Here is a 14,708-nt window from a genome sequence, read left to right as displayed (position 1 = left end):
GTTGCGTATCTTCGACCCGCACATCCACATGACGTCGCGCACCACCGACGACTACGAACGCATGGCCGCCGCCGGGGTGAAGGCCCTGGTCGAGCCGTCGTTCTGGCTCGGGCAGCCGCGCACGTCGGTGGGCTCGTTCACCGACTACTTCGACGGCCTGATCGGCTGGGAGCCGTTCCGGGCCGCCCAGTTCGGGATCGCGCACCACTGCACGATCGCGCTGAACCCGAAGGAGGCCAACGACCCGCGCTGCCGGGAGGTCCTCGACATCCTGCCGCGCTACCTGGCCAAGGACCGGGTCGTCGCCGTCGGCGAGATCGGCTACGACTCCATGACCCCGGCCGAGGACGAGGTGTTCGCCGCCCAACTCGCCCTCGCGGTCGAACACGAACTCCCCGCCCTGGTGCACACCCCGCACCGCGACAAGGCCCGCGGCACGACCCGCACACTCGACGTCGTCAAGGAGTCCGGCATCGACCCGGGGCTGGTCGTCGTCGACCACCTCAACGAGCTGACCGTGCGGCCCGTCGCCGACGCCGGCTGCTGGACGGGGTTCTCCATCTACCCCGACACGAAGATGTCCCCGGACCGGATGGTCGTCATCCTCCGCGAACACGGCCTGGACCGGGTCCTGATCAACTCCGCGGCCGACTGGGGCCGCTCCGATCCGCTGCTCACGCTCCGCACGGGCGAGGCGATGCTGGCCGCCGGGTTCACCGACGACGACGTCGACCGGGTGCTGTGGCGCAACCCCGTCGAGTTCTACGGCCAGTCCGGCAGGCTGCGACTCGACGCCGCCGGCACGGAACCCACGTTCGAGGGCAACTCGATCCTGCGCGGCGGTGCCTGATGCGGCTGAACCACCCCGACGGCACCGTCGTCCACCTTGCCTACTGCACCAACGTCCATCCGGCCGAGGATTTGGCCGGCATTCTCGCCCAGCTCGACACCTTCGCCGCACCGGTCCGCGCGACCCTCGACGCCGACGTGCTCGGCCTGGGCCTGTGGCTCGCCGCCCCGGTCGCCGCCGCCCTCGCGGCGGATCGAGCCCTCCGCGTTCTCCTGCGCCGCGAACTCGACGCCCGGGGCCTGGAGGTCGTCACCTTCAACGGCTTCCCGTACCAGACGTTCCACGCCCCGGTCGTCAAACACGCCGTCTACCGGCCCGACTGGACTGACCGCCGCCGCCTCGACTACACCCTCGACCTGGCCCTGATCCTCGCCGACCTGCTGCCCGACGACGCGGCCCGGGGCTCGATCTCCACCCTCCCGTTCGGCTGGCGCACCCCGTGGGGGACCGCCGAGGCCGACGGGGCCGCGCGCCTGCTCGACGACCTCGCCCGGGGCCTCGCCCGGCAGCACCGCGCCATCCGGGTCGCCGTCGAGCCGGAACCCGGCTGCGTCGTGGAGACCACCCCCCAGGCGATCGCCGCCCTGTCCGGCGTCGACCCCGACCGGATCGGACTCTGCCTGGACCTCGCGCACCTCGCCTGCGCCTGGGAGGACCCGGCCAGGGCCGTCGCCAGCCTCGCCGCCGCCGGCGTCCCGGTCGTCAAGACCCAGGTCTCCGCCGCGCTGGAGGTCACAGACCCGCGCGGCGCGGCGGACATCCTCTCCGGGTACGCCGAGCCACGCTTCCTGCACCAGACCCGCACCCGCGCCGGTGCCGCCTACGACGACCTGCCCGAGGCACTGGCCGCCGACCCCGACGGCCCGTGGCGGGTGCACTTCCACGTGCCGATCCACGCCGCCCCCGAGCCGCCACTGTCGGGCACCACACCTGTGCTGCGGGCCGGACTGGCCGCCCTGGTCGGGGGGCCGGTAGCGCTGTGCGACCACCTGGAGGTGGAGACGTACACCTGGAACGTCCTGCCCGCCGACCGCAGGCCCCGCGACGACGCTGCGCTGGTGGCCGGCATCGCCGCCGAGGTGGCCTTCGCGCACCGCGAACTCCTCGACCTGGGCCTCACCCCGGAGGGTTCCGCTCCGGCCAGCCCTGATCCGGGCGCGGAGCCTGCCGCGTCGGACCGTACCGGCACCGTGGCGGTGACCCGGTGAGCCGCCCGACGCCCCTCGTCGTCATCGACGTCGTCGGCCTGACCCCGCCGCTGCTGGACCACATGCCCCGGCTGCGCGCGGCGACCCATCAGGGCTTCACGGCCCGCCTCGACCCGGTGCTGCCCGCAGTGACCTGCCCGGTGCAGGCCACCCTGCTCACCGGCGCCCCGCCGAGCGAGCACGGCATCGTCGGCAACGGCTGGTACTTCCGCGACCTCGGCGAGGTCCTGCTGTGGCGCCAGCACAACCGACTCGTCGGCGGGGACAAGATCTGGGAGGCGGCCCGCCGGGCGTACCCGGACTACACCGTCGCCAACATCTGCTGGTGGTACGCGATGGGCGCTGACGTCGACTGGACCGTCACCCCCCGGCCCGTCTACCGCGCCGACGGCCGCAAGGAACCCGACTGCTACACGTTCCCCCCAGACCTGCACGACGAGCTGGAACGGCACTGCGGGGTCTTCCCGCTTTTCTCCTTCTGGGGCCCGGGCGCCGGCATGGCGTCGTCGGCGTGGATCTGCCGGGCCGCCGAGTACGTGATGGACACCCGCGACCCCGACCTCACCCTCGTCTACGTGCCCCACCTCGACTACGACCTGCAACGCTTCGGCCCCGCCGGCCCCGAGGCCGTGCGCGCGGCGACGCAACTCGACGGCGTGCTCGGCCCGCTCCTCGACGCCGCCGCCGCGCGGGGCGCCACCGTGGTCGCCCTGTCCGAGTACGGCATCACGCCCGCCCGCCGGCCCGTGCACGTCAACCGGGTGCTCCGCGAGGCCGGCCTGCTCAATGTGCACACCCAGGCGGGGATGGAGTACCTGGACCCGTGGACGTCCCCGGCGTTCGCCGTCGCCGACCACCAGATCGCGCACGTGTACGTCGCCGACCCCGCCGACGTGAAGGAGGTCGCCGAGCTGTGCGCGGAGATCCCCGGCGTCGCCGAGGTGCTCGACGCCGACGGCAAGGCCCGCCACGGCCTCGACCACGAACGCTCCGGGGAACTCGTCCTGATCGCCGAACCCGACGCCTGGTTCACCTACTACTACTGGACCGACCCGGCCGCCGCCCCGGACTTCGCCAGACTCGTCGAGATCCACCGCAAGCCCGGCTACGACCCGGCGGAACTGCTGTTCGACCCGGCCGGGCCGGGGGCGGCGAAGCTGCGCGCCGGGGTGGCGCTGGCGAGGAAGAAGCTCGGCATGCGGTACCTGATGAGTGTGGTCGGTCTCGACGCCGGGGCCGAGGCGGTCGGCGGCTCGCACGGCCGGCTGCCGACGAGCGCCGCGGAGTCCCCGGTGCTGCTGTGCTCCGACCCGTCGGAGGCGCGCGAACGGATCGCGGCGACGGAGGTGAAGGCGCTGCTCCTGCGCCTGGCGGGCCTGACGGAGTAGCTACGCTCCACGGCATGCCCCGACTCCGCCCCGCCGCGCGCGCCCTCGTCCTCGACGACTCCGGCCGGATCCTGCTGTGCCGGTTCACCTTCGACAAGCCCGACGCGCCGGTCGAGGTGTGGGCCACCCCGGGCGGCGGCGTGGAGCCGGGCGAGTCAGCCCTCGACGCCCTCCGGCGCGAACTCGTTGAGGAGATCGGCCTGGCCCTCGACGCGGACCCGCCGCACGTCTGGCACCAGGAGGTCGTCGCCGCCGGCCACGCCACCGGATACGACGGCGTGATCAACGACTACTTCCTGGTCCACACCGGCCAGTTCGAGCCCAGGGGCTCGATGACCGAGGCGGAACTGGCCGCGGAGAACGTCACGGAGTTCCGGTGGTGGACCAGAGCCGAACTCGACGGGTACCGGGGCCCCGGGGTCTTCTCCCCGCGCGCGCTCCCGGACGCCCTCGCGGCCCTGCTCGCTGACGGCCCGCCGGCGGAGCCCATCGCCATGGGCCTGTGAGGCGTCCCGCCCGCCCGAGTGCAGGGAGGCCTCCGGCCGCGCGGTGTCCTCAGCGCGGCTACCGATCGAGGAACGCCAGCACGGCCGTGGCGAACAGCGGCGAGTCCCCGAGGTCGTAGTGCGTCAGGCCCGGCAGGATCGCGAGCGCGTGGCCACCCTCCGGCCGTCCCTCGCCCGTCCACCCGCCGTCGCGGAGACCGCCCCCGAGCAGGGCGAAGATCTCGACGTAGTGGCTGGGCGGTGCCATGTCGGCGTCGGCGGCGACCACGAGCGTCGGCACCCGCAGACCGCGCACGTCCTCGGTGAAGTCGAAGTCCCGCGCCATCGCCTCGCCGATCTTGTCCAGCAGCCGGGGGAAGTCCCCGGGGCGGGGCGCGACCCGCGCGTACAACTCGTACATCGGAGTGCTCTTCATGAACTCGGCCGCGGCCGCGTTCACCTGCTTCTGCTGCTCGCGGATCTCCGGATAGACCGCGTCGGGCCGGATGTTCGCCGCGGCAGTGACGAGCCGACCCACCTTCGACGGGTACTTCGCCGCGGTGTGCAGCGCCACCCCGCCACCGAGTGAGTAGCCCACCACGTCCGGCCGGTCCAGCCTGAGATGGTCGATGAGGGCGCCGATGTCGTCGGCCATGAGCCGCACGTCGAGCGACCGGTCGATGTCCGCGGTGCGACCGTGCCCCTGCAGGTCGACGGCGATGACCTGGTGGTGCTCGGCCAGCGCGGGCAGCACCGGCCCGAACGTCTCGCCCGACATCAGCCCGCCGTGCAGCAGGATCAGCGGCCGCCCGGCCCCGTGCCGCTCGAAGTACAGGTTGATGCCGTTGACCTCGGCGTATTCGCCCGGGCCGGGGCTCCTGTCGGTGGCAGCCATGACGGTGCTCCTCGTGTGCGCACGATGCAGGTCCCGTCCACCCTAATCCCCAGGTCGGGGTGCCCGTGGCGATCCGGGCCCGACGCCGCGGCCGGATCCGACGCCGGCTCCGCGCGGCCTACCCGGCCCTGATCAGGGCCGCGCCGCGGACCATGGCCCTGAGCCGGGCCGCGCGGCGGACCAAGGTCGCGGGCGACGTCCCGGTGGCGGAACGCTAGCCTGTGGTGCCCACAATCCTTCCGACGATCGGCGGTCCGGCATGAGCCAGCTCGAAGACGTGGCAGACCAGGACGGCTGGCGCTGCTGGGTGTGCGACGAACCCGTCGACCGGGACATCTCGGTGAACGATCCGCGCGGTGCCAGCGTCGACAGCAGGTCGGTGGGTTCCCGGTCCGGCAAGAAGGCCGCCCGCGACTTCGCCGGCGCCGAACGCCTGGCCCATCGGGGCTGCAACACGAAGAAGGGCGCGGTCACCCCCGTGATCCCCTGGCCGGCGGACCTCGTCCTGATGGACCCGGCGCCGTTGCTCACGGTCGCCGAGCGGCTCGACCGCAAGGGCGGCCGGGAGGTCGTGGTCCGGTGCGTGGACCGCGCCGACGCGAAGCAGGTGGCCGACTGGCTCGTGGACCGCTTCTCCCGGCTGGCCCCCGGGCTGCCCGTGGACGCGAGCGTCGACCCCGGCGGGGGCCAGTTCGTGGTGGCGCTGACCGTGGCCCGCCGCCGCTGACGTCCTGAGCCCGCAGGCCGCGGCCCGTGCCGCCCGGTCAGCCCCTGATGCCGTCGAACAGGCGGCGGGCCTCCTGCCGGGTGAACATGCCGGAGATCTCCAGCGCCGGGCCGACGATCGGTGTCATCACCGTCGGCGCGGACACCACCGTGCCGTCCACCACGATCGCGAGGCGGTTGCGCGGATCGGACTCCCGCGACACCCGGGTGGTGAGGTCCGTGAACGTCCGCCCGTCGTCGGGGCGCAGGTTGATCCGGATCACGCTGTCGCCGGAGCCGCCCGACGCCACCTCGATCCGGGCGACCTCGGTGATCGTCATGCCCGGTCCCAGGGTCAGGCAGCGGTCCGTGGCCGGCCGGGGTGCCGGCACGTCCCCGGTGCGGCAGGGCGCCGGGTACTCGTCGGTGACCTGGAGCAGGCTGACCGGCCGGGCGATGTGACCGGTAGCGGAGGGCGCGTCGGAACCGGGCCTGGCCACCAGGACGACAACGGTGACCAGGAGCGCCACGACGACCAGCGCGCCGACGACCAGGAGCACGATCATCCCTGACGGTGGGCGGCCGCGCCGGGGACGGGGGAGATCCTGCAGATTCTCATCCATAGCGGCGAATCTAACCGGTACGGACAAGGTGCCCCCGACGCCCGCGACCGGACGACGCCTAAGGTGGGGCCCATGATCGTCGGGGTGCTGGTGTTCGACGGGGCCGGGCTGTTCGAGACCTCGGTGCCCGCCTCCGTGTTCAGCGAGCCCGGATTCGAGCTGCGGATGGTCGCCGGCGAACCCGGCCGGCTGACCAGTACCGGCGGGCTGGTGGTCGAGGCGCCGTACGGGCTCGACGCGCTCGCCGACGCCGACCTGGTGATCGTCCCGTCGTACCGGACGTCGTTCGAGCCGCCGCCCGGGGCGGTGCTCGAGGCGGTGCGGGCGGCGCACGCCCGGGGCGCGACGGTCGTCGGGCTGTGCGTGGGCGCGTTCGTGCTGGCGGCGGCGGGGCTGCTCGACGGCCGGCGGGCGGTGACGCACTGGGGGTACGCCGCCGAGCTCGCGGCCCGGTACCCGAAGATTCTCGTCGACACCGACCAGCTCTACGTCGACGAGGGCGACATCGCCACCTCCGCCGGCAGCGCCGCGGGGATCGACCTGTGCCTGCACCTGATCCGGCACCGGTCGGGCGCGGAGCTGGCCGGCCGGATCGCCCGCCGGATGGTCGTGCCGCCGCACCGGGCGGGGGAGCGGGCCCAGTACATCGAGGAGCCGGTGCCGGCCCCGCTGCGCGGCGACCCGGTCGGCCTGGCCATGGACTGGGCGCTGCACCGCCTCGACCACGACATCCCGGTCGACGAGCTGGCCCGGCGGGCCACGATGTCCCGGCGCGCGTTCGACCGGCGGTTCCGGGAGGTGACCGGCACGACCCCGGCCCGGTGGCTGCTGCACCAGCGGGTACTGCGCGCCCAGCGCCTCCTGGAGACCACCGACCTGGGGGTGGAGGAGGTCGCGCGGCGGTGCGGGTTCGCCTCGGCCACGGCGCTGCGGCCGCATTTCCGGGCGGAGTTCGGGGTGCCGCCCCGCGACTACCGCCAGCCCTGACCCCGTCGCGCGGTCGCGGCGGGCCGGCCGAGGCCGGATTCTTGCGGTCGCGGGCCGGCACGGCCCTCACCGCCCCCCGGCCGGGGAGGGCAGGCTGGACGCATGACAAAGGCACTCCTGATCATCGACGTCCAGAACGAGTACGTGACCGGCGCGCTGCCCATCGCGTACCCGCCCCTGGCCGAGTCCCTGCCCAACATCGCCGCCGCGATGGACGCCGCGACCGCGGCTGGCGTCCCGGTCGTGGTCGTCCGGCACTCCGAGGAGGCCGGCGCGCCGATCTTCGCGACCGGCAGCCCCGGCTGGGAACTCGTCGACGTGGTGGCCGCCCGGCCGTACGACCATCTGATCGACAAGACCTGGCCTTCGGCGTTCACGGGTACGGACCTGGCCGACTGGCTCGTCGCGCACGGCGTGGACACGGTGACGATCGCCGGGTACATGACGCAGCACTGCGACGAGTCCACGGCCCGCGAGGCGTTCCACCGCGGCCTGGCCGTCGAGCTGCTCTCGGACGCGACCGGCACCCTGGACCTGGCCAACGAGGCCGGCAAGGTGTCGGCGGAGGAACTGCACCGGGCGATGCTCGTGGCCCTGCACGCCGGGTTCGCCGCCGTGGTGACCACCGCGGACTGGATCGCCGGTGCGGAGCCGGTCCGCTCGAACATCGTGGCCAGCACCCGCCGCCACTAGCCCTCCGCGGTCGCCCAGAGCGGCCCGCCCGCAGGGCGCACCGGTCACGACTCGGGCCGGGGCCGGCCGTGGGCGGTCGCATAGGCTGTCGGCATGATCGACATCGCGAGGCTCGAGCCGGCGGACCGTCCCGACTGGGAGGTCCTCTTCGGCGGCTACAACGCCTTCTACGGCCGCACCCTGCCGGCGGAGCGCTTCGACCGGGCGTGGGCGGAGTTCCAGGCCGACACCAGGATGCACGCACTCGGGGCCAAGGTCGACGGTCGGCTCGTGGGGATCACGCACTTCCTGGTGCACGCCAACACCACCGGCGACGACGTGTGCTACCTGCAGGACCTGTTCACCGCGGCCGAGGCCCGCGGGCGCGGGGTCGCCCGGGCGCTGATCGGGGCCGTGACCGACTGGGCGCGCGCCCGGGGCTGCGACCGGGTGTACTGGTCCACGCAGGAGTCCAACGCGACCGCCCGCCGGCTCTACGACCAGGTCGCGGAGAACCGGGGCTTCATCCTGTACCGCGTCCAGCTGTGATCGCCGCCGCCACCCGCTCCGGGGTGGCGGCGGGACCACCGCACGGGTGAGGTCAGCTGGCGGGCGCGCCGAACCAGCGGGAGAGGTGGTCGTCGAGGTCCCGCTGATCGTCGCCGATCCAGGCGACGTGGCCGTCGGGGCGCAGCAGGACGCACGCGACGTCGAGTGCCGCGCCGGGGTCCGCGAGGTGGTCGACCCGGTCCGACCAGCCGCCGACGGTCAGGCGTCCGGTGCGGTCCAGCAGCAGACCGCGGCCGCGACGCAGCAGGTCGTAGAGGCGGCCCTGCGCCAGGTCGATGTCGGGTAGGCGGCGGCCGAGCAGGTCGGGGCCCTCGCCGAGGTCATAGCGGATGTCGATCGCGGTGATCTTCTCGATCAGACGGCGGTTCACCTGGTCGAGGTCCATCAGTTCCGCGAGCAGCCTGCGCACGGCCCGAGGGCCCGGTTCGCCGGACATCAGTTCCATCTGGGCGCGGGTGTTGTCCAACACGTCCTCGGCGACCGGGTGACGTTCGGCCTGGTAGGTGTCCAGCAGCGTGTCCAGCGCCCAGCCGCGGATCTGCGCGGCCAGTTTCCAGCCGAGGTTGAACGCGTCCTGCACGCCCAGGTTGAGGCCCTGACCTCCGGCGGGCGGATGGATGTGCGCCGCGTCGCCGGCCAGGAGCACCCGCCCGACCCGGTAACGCTCGGCCAGCCGGGTGGCGTCCCCGAAGCGGGACATCCAGCGCGGGGAGTGCACGCCGAAATCGGTGCCGGCGACCGCGCGCAACTGGTGCCGGAAATCCTCCAGGGTGGGCGGCTCGGCGCGGTCGCTGACTCCCGCCGCGGGGACCACGACGCTGTAGACCCCGACGCCGGCGGGCCGGAGCCAGAACCGCCGGGTGGACTCGACGACCTCGGCCATCCTGGCGGCGATCTCCTCCCGGGGCGCCCCGACCTCCATCTCGCCCATCAGCGTCTCGGTTCGCGAGGGCTCGCCGGGGAAGGCGACGCCGAGCTGTTTGCGCACCGCGCTGCGCGCGCCGTCACAGCCGACGAGATAGCGGGTACGCAGCTGCTCCCCGTCGGCCAGCTCGACGGTCACACCCTCGTCGTCCTGCGCGAAACCGGTCACCGCGCGACCGCGCCGGACCTGCGCGCCCAGTTCGACGGCGTGTTCTGCGAGCAGACGTTCGACGACGGGCTGCGGGATGCCCAGCAGATAGGCGTGCGCGGAGTCCAGGCCCTCGGGCGCGGGTGTGGCGATGCCGGCGAAGATGCCGCCGACCGGACGCTGTCGTCCGTGTGCGACGAGGCGGTCCAGCAGCCCGCGCATCGCCATCACCTCGAGACTGCGGATGTGCAGGCTGACCACGCGGACGAACGACACGGGCTCGGTTTCCCGCTCCAGGACGAGTACCCGCACATCGTGCAGTCGTAGTTCGGCGGCCAGCATCGCACCGGTCGGCCCGCATCCGGCGATGATCACGTCGAACATGGGTGCCGCGCGGTCGGCGGGGAGTCCGGGGCCGTCGCCCGCGGCGACGTGTCGCTCGACGCTGTCGTTCGACGACGGCTCGGCGGTGAACTGCGGAGAGTGCACAGGTCGTGCCTTTCGGGAGGGCCTGGTGGGCGAGGCGCTCCCGGCGACGCCTACGTCGATCGCCCGACCGTGACGGCGGGAGGGAGCACCCACATCGAAACTACGTTCATGGGTCTCACCTCCTCAGGTGTTCGCACGGTCCACCGCAAACTACAAGCCCGGGCGTCGTCCGGTCCACTCCTTTCCCACCAGGGTGCGACCAGTGTTCCGCGTCCCACGTCGGCACGCCGCGCGTGGGGTTCGCGCCGGTGGTCTAGGTTGACCTCGTACTTCACCGAGGAGGAAGCATGAGCGAGACCGCGAACACCCGGGGCGACCAGCGCATCGACCTGATCGTGTCCGACACCAACGACGACGGCCGGCCGGACATCTGGATGGTCGACACGGACGGGGACGGCAAGGCCGACCTGTTCCAGTTCGACACCGACGGCGACGGCACGGTCGACGTGACCATCGTGGACGCCGACCAGGACGGCAAGCCGGACCAGATCATCCAGGGCGACGGCGGGGTTCCGATCGCCTGACGCGCCGGGGCGGGGGTGGCCGACCGGAGTCGGCCACCCCCGAGCGCCGAAACGGGAGCCGTAGCCGGTGCGCGCGGTCACCGGACGCACCCATACAGTGATCCAATGGACGAGACCCTGCCGCCGTGCCCCGAGTGTTCCAGCGAGTACACCTACGAGAGCGGCGCGCTGCTGGTCTGCCCGGAGTGCGCGCACGAGTGGACCCCGGAGCCCCCCGTCGAGGACGGGGTGATCCGCGACTCGGTCGGCAATGCGCTGGCCGACGGCGACACGGTCGTGGTGGTCAAGAACCTCAAGGTCAAGGGCAGCCCGACCGGGATCAAGGCGGGCACGAAGGTGCGCAACATCCGGCTCGTGGCCGGGGTGGGCGACCACGACATCGACTGCAAGGTCGACGGGATCGGTGCGATGCAGCTCAAGTCGAACGTGGTGAAGAAGGCCTGACCCGGCCCGGTTCCGCGCCGCCAGCGGCAGGTTGAACCGGCGACCGGCGACCGGCACGCCCGGCCGCCGGACATGGGGGGCTACCCCTGGGCGACCGGTCGGTACGTGCACACGTTGACCCCGGTGCCGCTGGTGACCGTGGACACCAGCTCCAGCGTGCGCAGCCCGCCGTCGGCCGGGAAGATCGTCTTTCCGCCGCCGACCAGCACCGGCATGATCACGAGCCGCAGTTCGTCGACCAGGCCCTCGCCGAGCAGGCCCCGCACCAGTGTGGGACTCCCCATGACGACCAGGTCGCCGCCCTCGGTCCCGCGCAGCTCCCGGATTCCGGCAGCGAACCCGTCGCCGGCGATCCGCGTGGTGTTGTCCCACGTCAGGTCGTCCTCGCCCAGGGTGGCGGACACGACGTACTTGTGGATGGAGTTCATCCGGTCGGCGAACGGGTCGCCGGCGCGCTCGGGCCACGCGGCGGCCATCGTCTGCCAGGTGCGGCGCCCGAACAGCAGCGCATCGGCCCCCGTCAGGGTGTCATTGAAGGCGCCGCCGATCTCCGCGTCGAAGAACGGGTGCGACCAGCCGCCCTGGGTGAAGCCGCCGTCGGTGTCCTCCTCGGCGCCGCCGGGCGCCTGTACGACGCCGTCCAGGCTCATGAACTCAATGACCACGATGCGCACGGTCGCTCCTCTGTCATTCCACGGACTCTGTGAAGATGATCATCCTATCGGGCCGGTCCTGCGGCAGCGCCCGGCGGCGTCGGCCGGCGGCGGAATGACAGCGCGGTGTGGACCCCCGTCGGTAGGCTGCCCGGCATGTCTCACACTCCGGCCGCCACCACCTTGCTCACCGGCACCCCCGACCAGCTGAGGACCGCCGCGGCCCAGGCGATCGACACCGCCCGTACCGGCATGGCCGCGTTCGTCGCCCGGGCCGGCGGGCTGCCCGCCGTCGAGGCCGTGGAACTCTACGACGAGGCCCGCGCCGCCCTCGACAACGCCCAGCACGTCTCGACGCTCATCCGCCAGGCGCACCCCGACCCGGAGCTGCGGGCCGCCGCCGAGGCCACCGAGCAGCTGATCGTGCAGGCCGGCACGGCGTTCACCCTGGACCCGGCCGTGTACGCGGCCCTGGCCGCCCTGGACCTGTCCGGCGTGGACGACCCGACCCGGCACCTGGTCACCCGGGCACTGCGCGACATGCGGCTCCTCGGCGTCGACCGCGACGAGGAGACCCGGGAACGGATCCGGGAGCTGCACGGCCGCCTCGTCGGACTGGGTCAGGCGTTCGGCCGCAACATCGCCGCCGACACCCGCGAGGCCGCCCTCGACCCGGCGGCGCTGGCCGGCCTGCCCGCCGACTATGTCGCCGCCCACCCGCCGGGCCCCGACGGCCGGGTCACGGTCACGACGAACTACCCGGACCTGGTGCCCTTCCTGACCTACGCCACCGACAGCGCCGCCCGCGAGTCGCTGTGGCGGCTCAACCGGCGGCGCGGCCACCCGGCCAACGTCGCCGTGCTCGACGACCTGCTCGCCGGCCGGCACGAGCTGGCCACACTCCTGGGCTTCGGTACCTGGGCCGACTACGTCACGGCGAACAAGATGATCGGCTCGGAGCTGGCCGCCGCCGGGTTCGTCGCCGACGTGTCCGCCATGGCCGCCGACCGGGCGGACCGCGACGTGGCGACCCTGCTGGAACGCAAACGGGTCGACGACCCGGCGGCCGGGGAGATCCGCCCCTGGGACATCGGGTACCTCACCGACAGGGTGCGCTCCGAGCGGTTCGCGTTCGACTCCCGGACGGTGCGGCCCTTCTTCGAGTACGAGCGGGTCAAGGCCGGTCTGATGGCGGTGGCCGGCCGGATGTTCGGCATCGAGTTCCGGGCCCGCCCGGACGTGCCGGTCTGGCACCCCGACGTCGAGACCTTCGACGTGTACGAGGACGGCGCGCTCCTCGGCCGGATCCGGCTGGACATGTTCCCGCGCGCCGACAAGTTCAGCCACGCCGCGATGTACCGGATCGTCACCGGCAAGCGGGGCGTGCGTACCCCCGAATGTGTTCTGCTCTGCAACTTCCCGCGGCCCGCGGCCGAGCCGGCGCTGATGCAGCCCTCCGACGTGGTCACGTTCTTCCACGAGTTCGGCCACCTGCTGCACCACGTGTTCTGCGGCCAGGTCCGATGGTCGGTCAACTCGGGGATGGCCATCGAACGCGACTTCATCGAGGCCCCGTCGCAGCTGCTCGAGGAGTGGGTGCGCGACCCGGCCACCCTGGCGACGTTCGCCACCCACCAGGACACCGGCGCGCCGATCGACGCGGAGACCGTCGCCAGGATGCGGGCCGCCGAGGAGTTCGGCAAGGGCCTGGACGTGCGCCAGCAGATGTTCTACGCGGCACTCAGCCTCGAACTGCACGGCGGCCCCGACGTCGACGCCGTGGCCGTCGAGCGGGCCTCCGCGGAGCGGCACCTGCCCTACCGCTATGTCGAGGACCCGACGATGCACCTGTCGTTCGGCCACCTCGACGGCTACTCGGCGTTCGTCTACACGTACATGTGGAGCCTGGTCATCGCGAAGGACCTGATGACGGCGTTCGACCCCGCGAACCTGCTGGACCCAGCCCGGGCGGCCCGGTACCGCGCCGCGGTGCTGGCGCCCGGGGCGAGCGCGCCGGCCGCCGACCTGGTCCGCGACCTCCTGGGGCGGGAGTTCACCTTCGACGCCTACCGGCGGTGGCTGGACGCCTGACACCCCCGGTTTGCGGCCACCGCGGGCATCGAGTAGGTTTTCCCGGCACGCCAACGATCCGGAAGGGAGGTCAGAACAATGTCCGATGTTCTGCGCCCCTTCCGCGCTCCGGCGTCCGTGCGGATCTGACCAGGGGCGCTCTCTGCCCGGAGGTTCGCTATGACCGATCTGGTCTTCCGCCCGCTCGTCGCGGGCGAGGAAAACATCTTCGATTCCATGCCCGACCCGCTGCCCCAGGTGCGCAAGGTCGGCTACGCCGACGGGCTCGCAGGCGGCGGCTACACCCCGGAACGCACCTGGGTCGCCCTGCGGGCCGGCCGGGTGGTGGGCCGCGCGGCCTGGGTCCTGCCGCCCGGCGCCATCGGCGCGCCCTGGCTGGAACGGTTCGACCTCGACGCCGAGCCGGAGGTGGGGGCCGAGCTGTTGCGCGCCGCCCACGAGACACTCGGCGGTCGGATGTCCTACTACGCCGCCGTGCCCGCGCACTGGCGGCGCCAGCCGGACGTGCTCGCCGTGATGCGGGCGCCGATGGCGGCGGCCCGGCTCGCCGGCCTGGTCGAGCGGGGTGAGCGGCTGAGAACCACCTGGTCGGGTACCCCGCTGCCGGCGTCGTCCGGGCGGTACACCTTCCGCGCGCCGGTCGACGTCGCCGAGATCAACGCCCTGGTGGCCCGGGTCGCCGAGCCGGACGTGCTCACCGGCGCGGAGATGGCCCTCGCGGTCGCCGGCGTCGACCTGGCCGCCGACCCGCTGGCCTGGCTGAAGAGCCCGGTCGGGGACTGGCGGATCGCGCTGGACGCCGGGGAGCCGGTCGGCCTGGTCGGCACCGCCGGGGTCGCCTGCTACCCGCTGATGGCGTACCTGGGCGTGCTCGACGAGGCCGTCCGCAGTGAACTGATCGCCGAGGCGGTCCGGGTCATGACGGCCGACGGTGCCCGGGAGGTGGTCGCCGACGTGGACGCCCACAAGGTGGCGGTGCTGGCGGAGCTGGAACGGACCGGGTTCCGGCAACTGCGGTCCCGGGTCGTCTTCGAACCGGCGACCGGGTAGCC

At 73.0% G+C, this 14,708-nt stretch carries 17 protein-coding genes; 13 read left to right on the top strand and 4 right to left on the bottom strand.

Features of this window, described 5'->3' with window-relative positions:
- Position 1: 1 nt before the first annotated feature.
- The 4 genes from IW245_RS08700 to IW245_RS08685 are packed head-to-tail and all read left to right on the top strand — an operon-like array spanning position 2 to position 3,952.
- Positions 2–850, top strand: a complete 849-nt coding sequence (locus IW245_RS08700) for a TatD family hydrolase (RefSeq protein ID WP_197002670.1) — start codon at positions 2–4, stop codon at positions 848–850.
- Complete coding sequence (eboE, locus tag IW245_RS08695; RefSeq protein WP_197002669.1) at positions 850–2,058, top strand: metabolite traffic protein EboE; 1,209 nt, start codon at positions 850–852, stop codon at positions 2,056–2,058. The genes IW245_RS08700 and eboE overlap by 1 nt, the downstream gene beginning before the upstream one ends.
- Positions 2,055–3,446 carry an alkaline phosphatase family protein gene (locus IW245_RS08690; protein WP_197002668.1) on the top strand — a complete coding sequence of 464 codons (1,392 nt, stop codon included), beginning with the start codon at positions 2,055–2,057 and terminating at the stop codon, positions 3,444–3,446. Before eboE ends, IW245_RS08690 begins: the two co-directional genes overlap by 4 nt.
- 14 nt (positions 3,447–3,460) lie before the next feature.
- On the top strand, positions 3,461–3,952 hold the full coding sequence (locus IW245_RS08685; protein WP_197002667.1) for an NUDIX hydrolase: 492 nt from the start codon (positions 3,461–3,463) through the stop codon (positions 3,950–3,952).
- Positions 3,953–4,010: 58 nt separating this feature from the next.
- Here IW245_RS08685 and IW245_RS08680 read toward each other — a convergent pair whose 3' ends face one another.
- The gene (locus tag IW245_RS08680; protein WP_197002666.1) at positions 4,011–4,826 is read right to left on the bottom strand and encodes an alpha/beta fold hydrolase; all 816 of its coding nucleotides are present in this window, start codon (positions 4,824–4,826) and stop codon (positions 4,011–4,013) included.
- A 65-nt stretch (positions 4,827–4,891) separates the two neighbouring features.
- Between IW245_RS08680 and IW245_RS08675 the strand changes: the two genes are divergently transcribed.
- Positions 4,892–5,044, top strand: coding sequence for a hypothetical protein (locus IW245_RS08675; protein WP_197002665.1), 153 nt, complete (start codon positions 4,892–4,894; stop codon positions 5,042–5,044).
- Positions 5,045–5,085: 41 nt separating this feature from the next.
- The gene (locus tag IW245_RS08670; RefSeq protein WP_197002664.1) at positions 5,086–5,553 is read left to right on the top strand and encodes a hypothetical protein; all 468 of its coding nucleotides are present in this window, start codon (positions 5,086–5,088) and stop codon (positions 5,551–5,553) included.
- A 37-nt stretch (positions 5,554–5,590) separates the two neighbouring features.
- Here the strand turns inward: IW245_RS08670 and IW245_RS08665 are convergent, their stop codons facing one another.
- Positions 5,591–6,154: a SecDF P1 head subdomain-containing protein gene (locus IW245_RS08665; protein WP_197002663.1), complete on the bottom strand. Its 564-nt coding sequence runs from the start codon at positions 6,152–6,154 to the stop codon at positions 5,591–5,593.
- Positions 6,155–6,226: 72 nt separating this feature from the next.
- Between IW245_RS08665 and IW245_RS08660 the strand changes: the two genes are divergently transcribed.
- The 3 genes from IW245_RS08660 (at position 6,227) to IW245_RS08650 (ending at position 8,362) form a co-directional block, all read left to right on the top strand.
- A complete protein-coding gene (locus tag IW245_RS08660) occupies positions 6,227–7,141 on the top strand; it encodes a GlxA family transcriptional regulator (protein WP_197002662.1) in 915 nt (304 codons plus the stop codon).
- Positions 7,142–7,243: 102 nt separating this feature from the next.
- The gene (locus IW245_RS08655; RefSeq protein WP_197002661.1) at positions 7,244–7,834 is read left to right on the top strand and encodes a cysteine hydrolase family protein; all 591 of its coding nucleotides are present in this window, start codon (positions 7,244–7,246) and stop codon (positions 7,832–7,834) included.
- Positions 7,835–7,927: 93 nt separating this feature from the next.
- Positions 7,928–8,362: a GNAT family N-acetyltransferase gene (locus tag IW245_RS08650; protein WP_197002660.1), complete on the top strand. Its 435-nt coding sequence runs from the start codon at positions 7,928–7,930 to the stop codon at positions 8,360–8,362.
- Between the two features lie 52 nt (positions 8,363–8,414).
- Here the strand turns inward: IW245_RS08650 and rox are convergent, their stop codons facing one another.
- Entirely contained in the window at positions 8,415–9,839 is a 1,425-nt protein-coding gene (gene rox, locus IW245_RS08645; protein WP_197008405.1) for a rifampin monooxygenase, read from the bottom strand.
- 392 nt (positions 9,840–10,231) lie between these two features.
- On the opposite strand from rox, the gene IW245_RS08640 reads away from it, so the two are divergent.
- Both IW245_RS08640 and IW245_RS08635 read left to right on the top strand, forming a co-directional pair.
- On the top strand, positions 10,232–10,468 hold the full coding sequence (locus IW245_RS08640; protein ID WP_197002659.1) for a hypothetical protein: 237 nt from the start codon (positions 10,232–10,234) through the stop codon (positions 10,466–10,468).
- Between the two features lie 105 nt (positions 10,469–10,573).
- Positions 10,574–10,912 carry a zinc ribbon domain-containing protein YjdM gene (locus IW245_RS08635; RefSeq protein ID WP_197002658.1) on the top strand — a complete coding sequence of 113 codons (339 nt, stop codon included), beginning with the start codon at positions 10,574–10,576 and terminating at the stop codon, positions 10,910–10,912.
- An 80-nt stretch (positions 10,913–10,992) separates the two neighbouring features.
- On the opposite strand, the gene IW245_RS08630 is transcribed toward IW245_RS08635, so the two are convergent.
- Positions 10,993–11,586, bottom strand: coding sequence for a dihydrofolate reductase family protein (locus IW245_RS08630; RefSeq protein WP_197002657.1), 594 nt, complete (start codon positions 11,584–11,586; stop codon positions 10,993–10,995).
- A 135-nt stretch (positions 11,587–11,721) separates the two neighbouring features.
- Here IW245_RS08630 and IW245_RS08625 point away from each other — a divergent pair, with 135 nt between their 5' ends.
- Both IW245_RS08625 and IW245_RS08620 read left to right on the top strand, forming a co-directional pair.
- On the top strand, positions 11,722–13,656 hold the full coding sequence (locus tag IW245_RS08625; protein WP_231398712.1) for a M3 family metallopeptidase: 1,935 nt from the start codon (positions 11,722–11,724) through the stop codon (positions 13,654–13,656).
- A 159-nt stretch (positions 13,657–13,815) separates the two neighbouring features.
- Complete coding sequence (locus IW245_RS08620; protein WP_197002656.1) at positions 13,816–14,706, top strand: acetyltransferase; 891 nt, start codon at positions 13,816–13,818, stop codon at positions 14,704–14,706.
- Positions 14,707–14,708: the final 2 nt, after the last annotated feature.

This window comes from Longispora fulva, assembly GCF_015751905.1.
Classification (GTDB): domain Bacteria; phylum Actinomycetota; class Actinomycetes; order Mycobacteriales; family Micromonosporaceae; genus Longispora; species Longispora fulva.
Note: the sequence above shows the minus strand (reverse complement) of the source record. Positions and strands in the feature narration are given on the sequence as shown.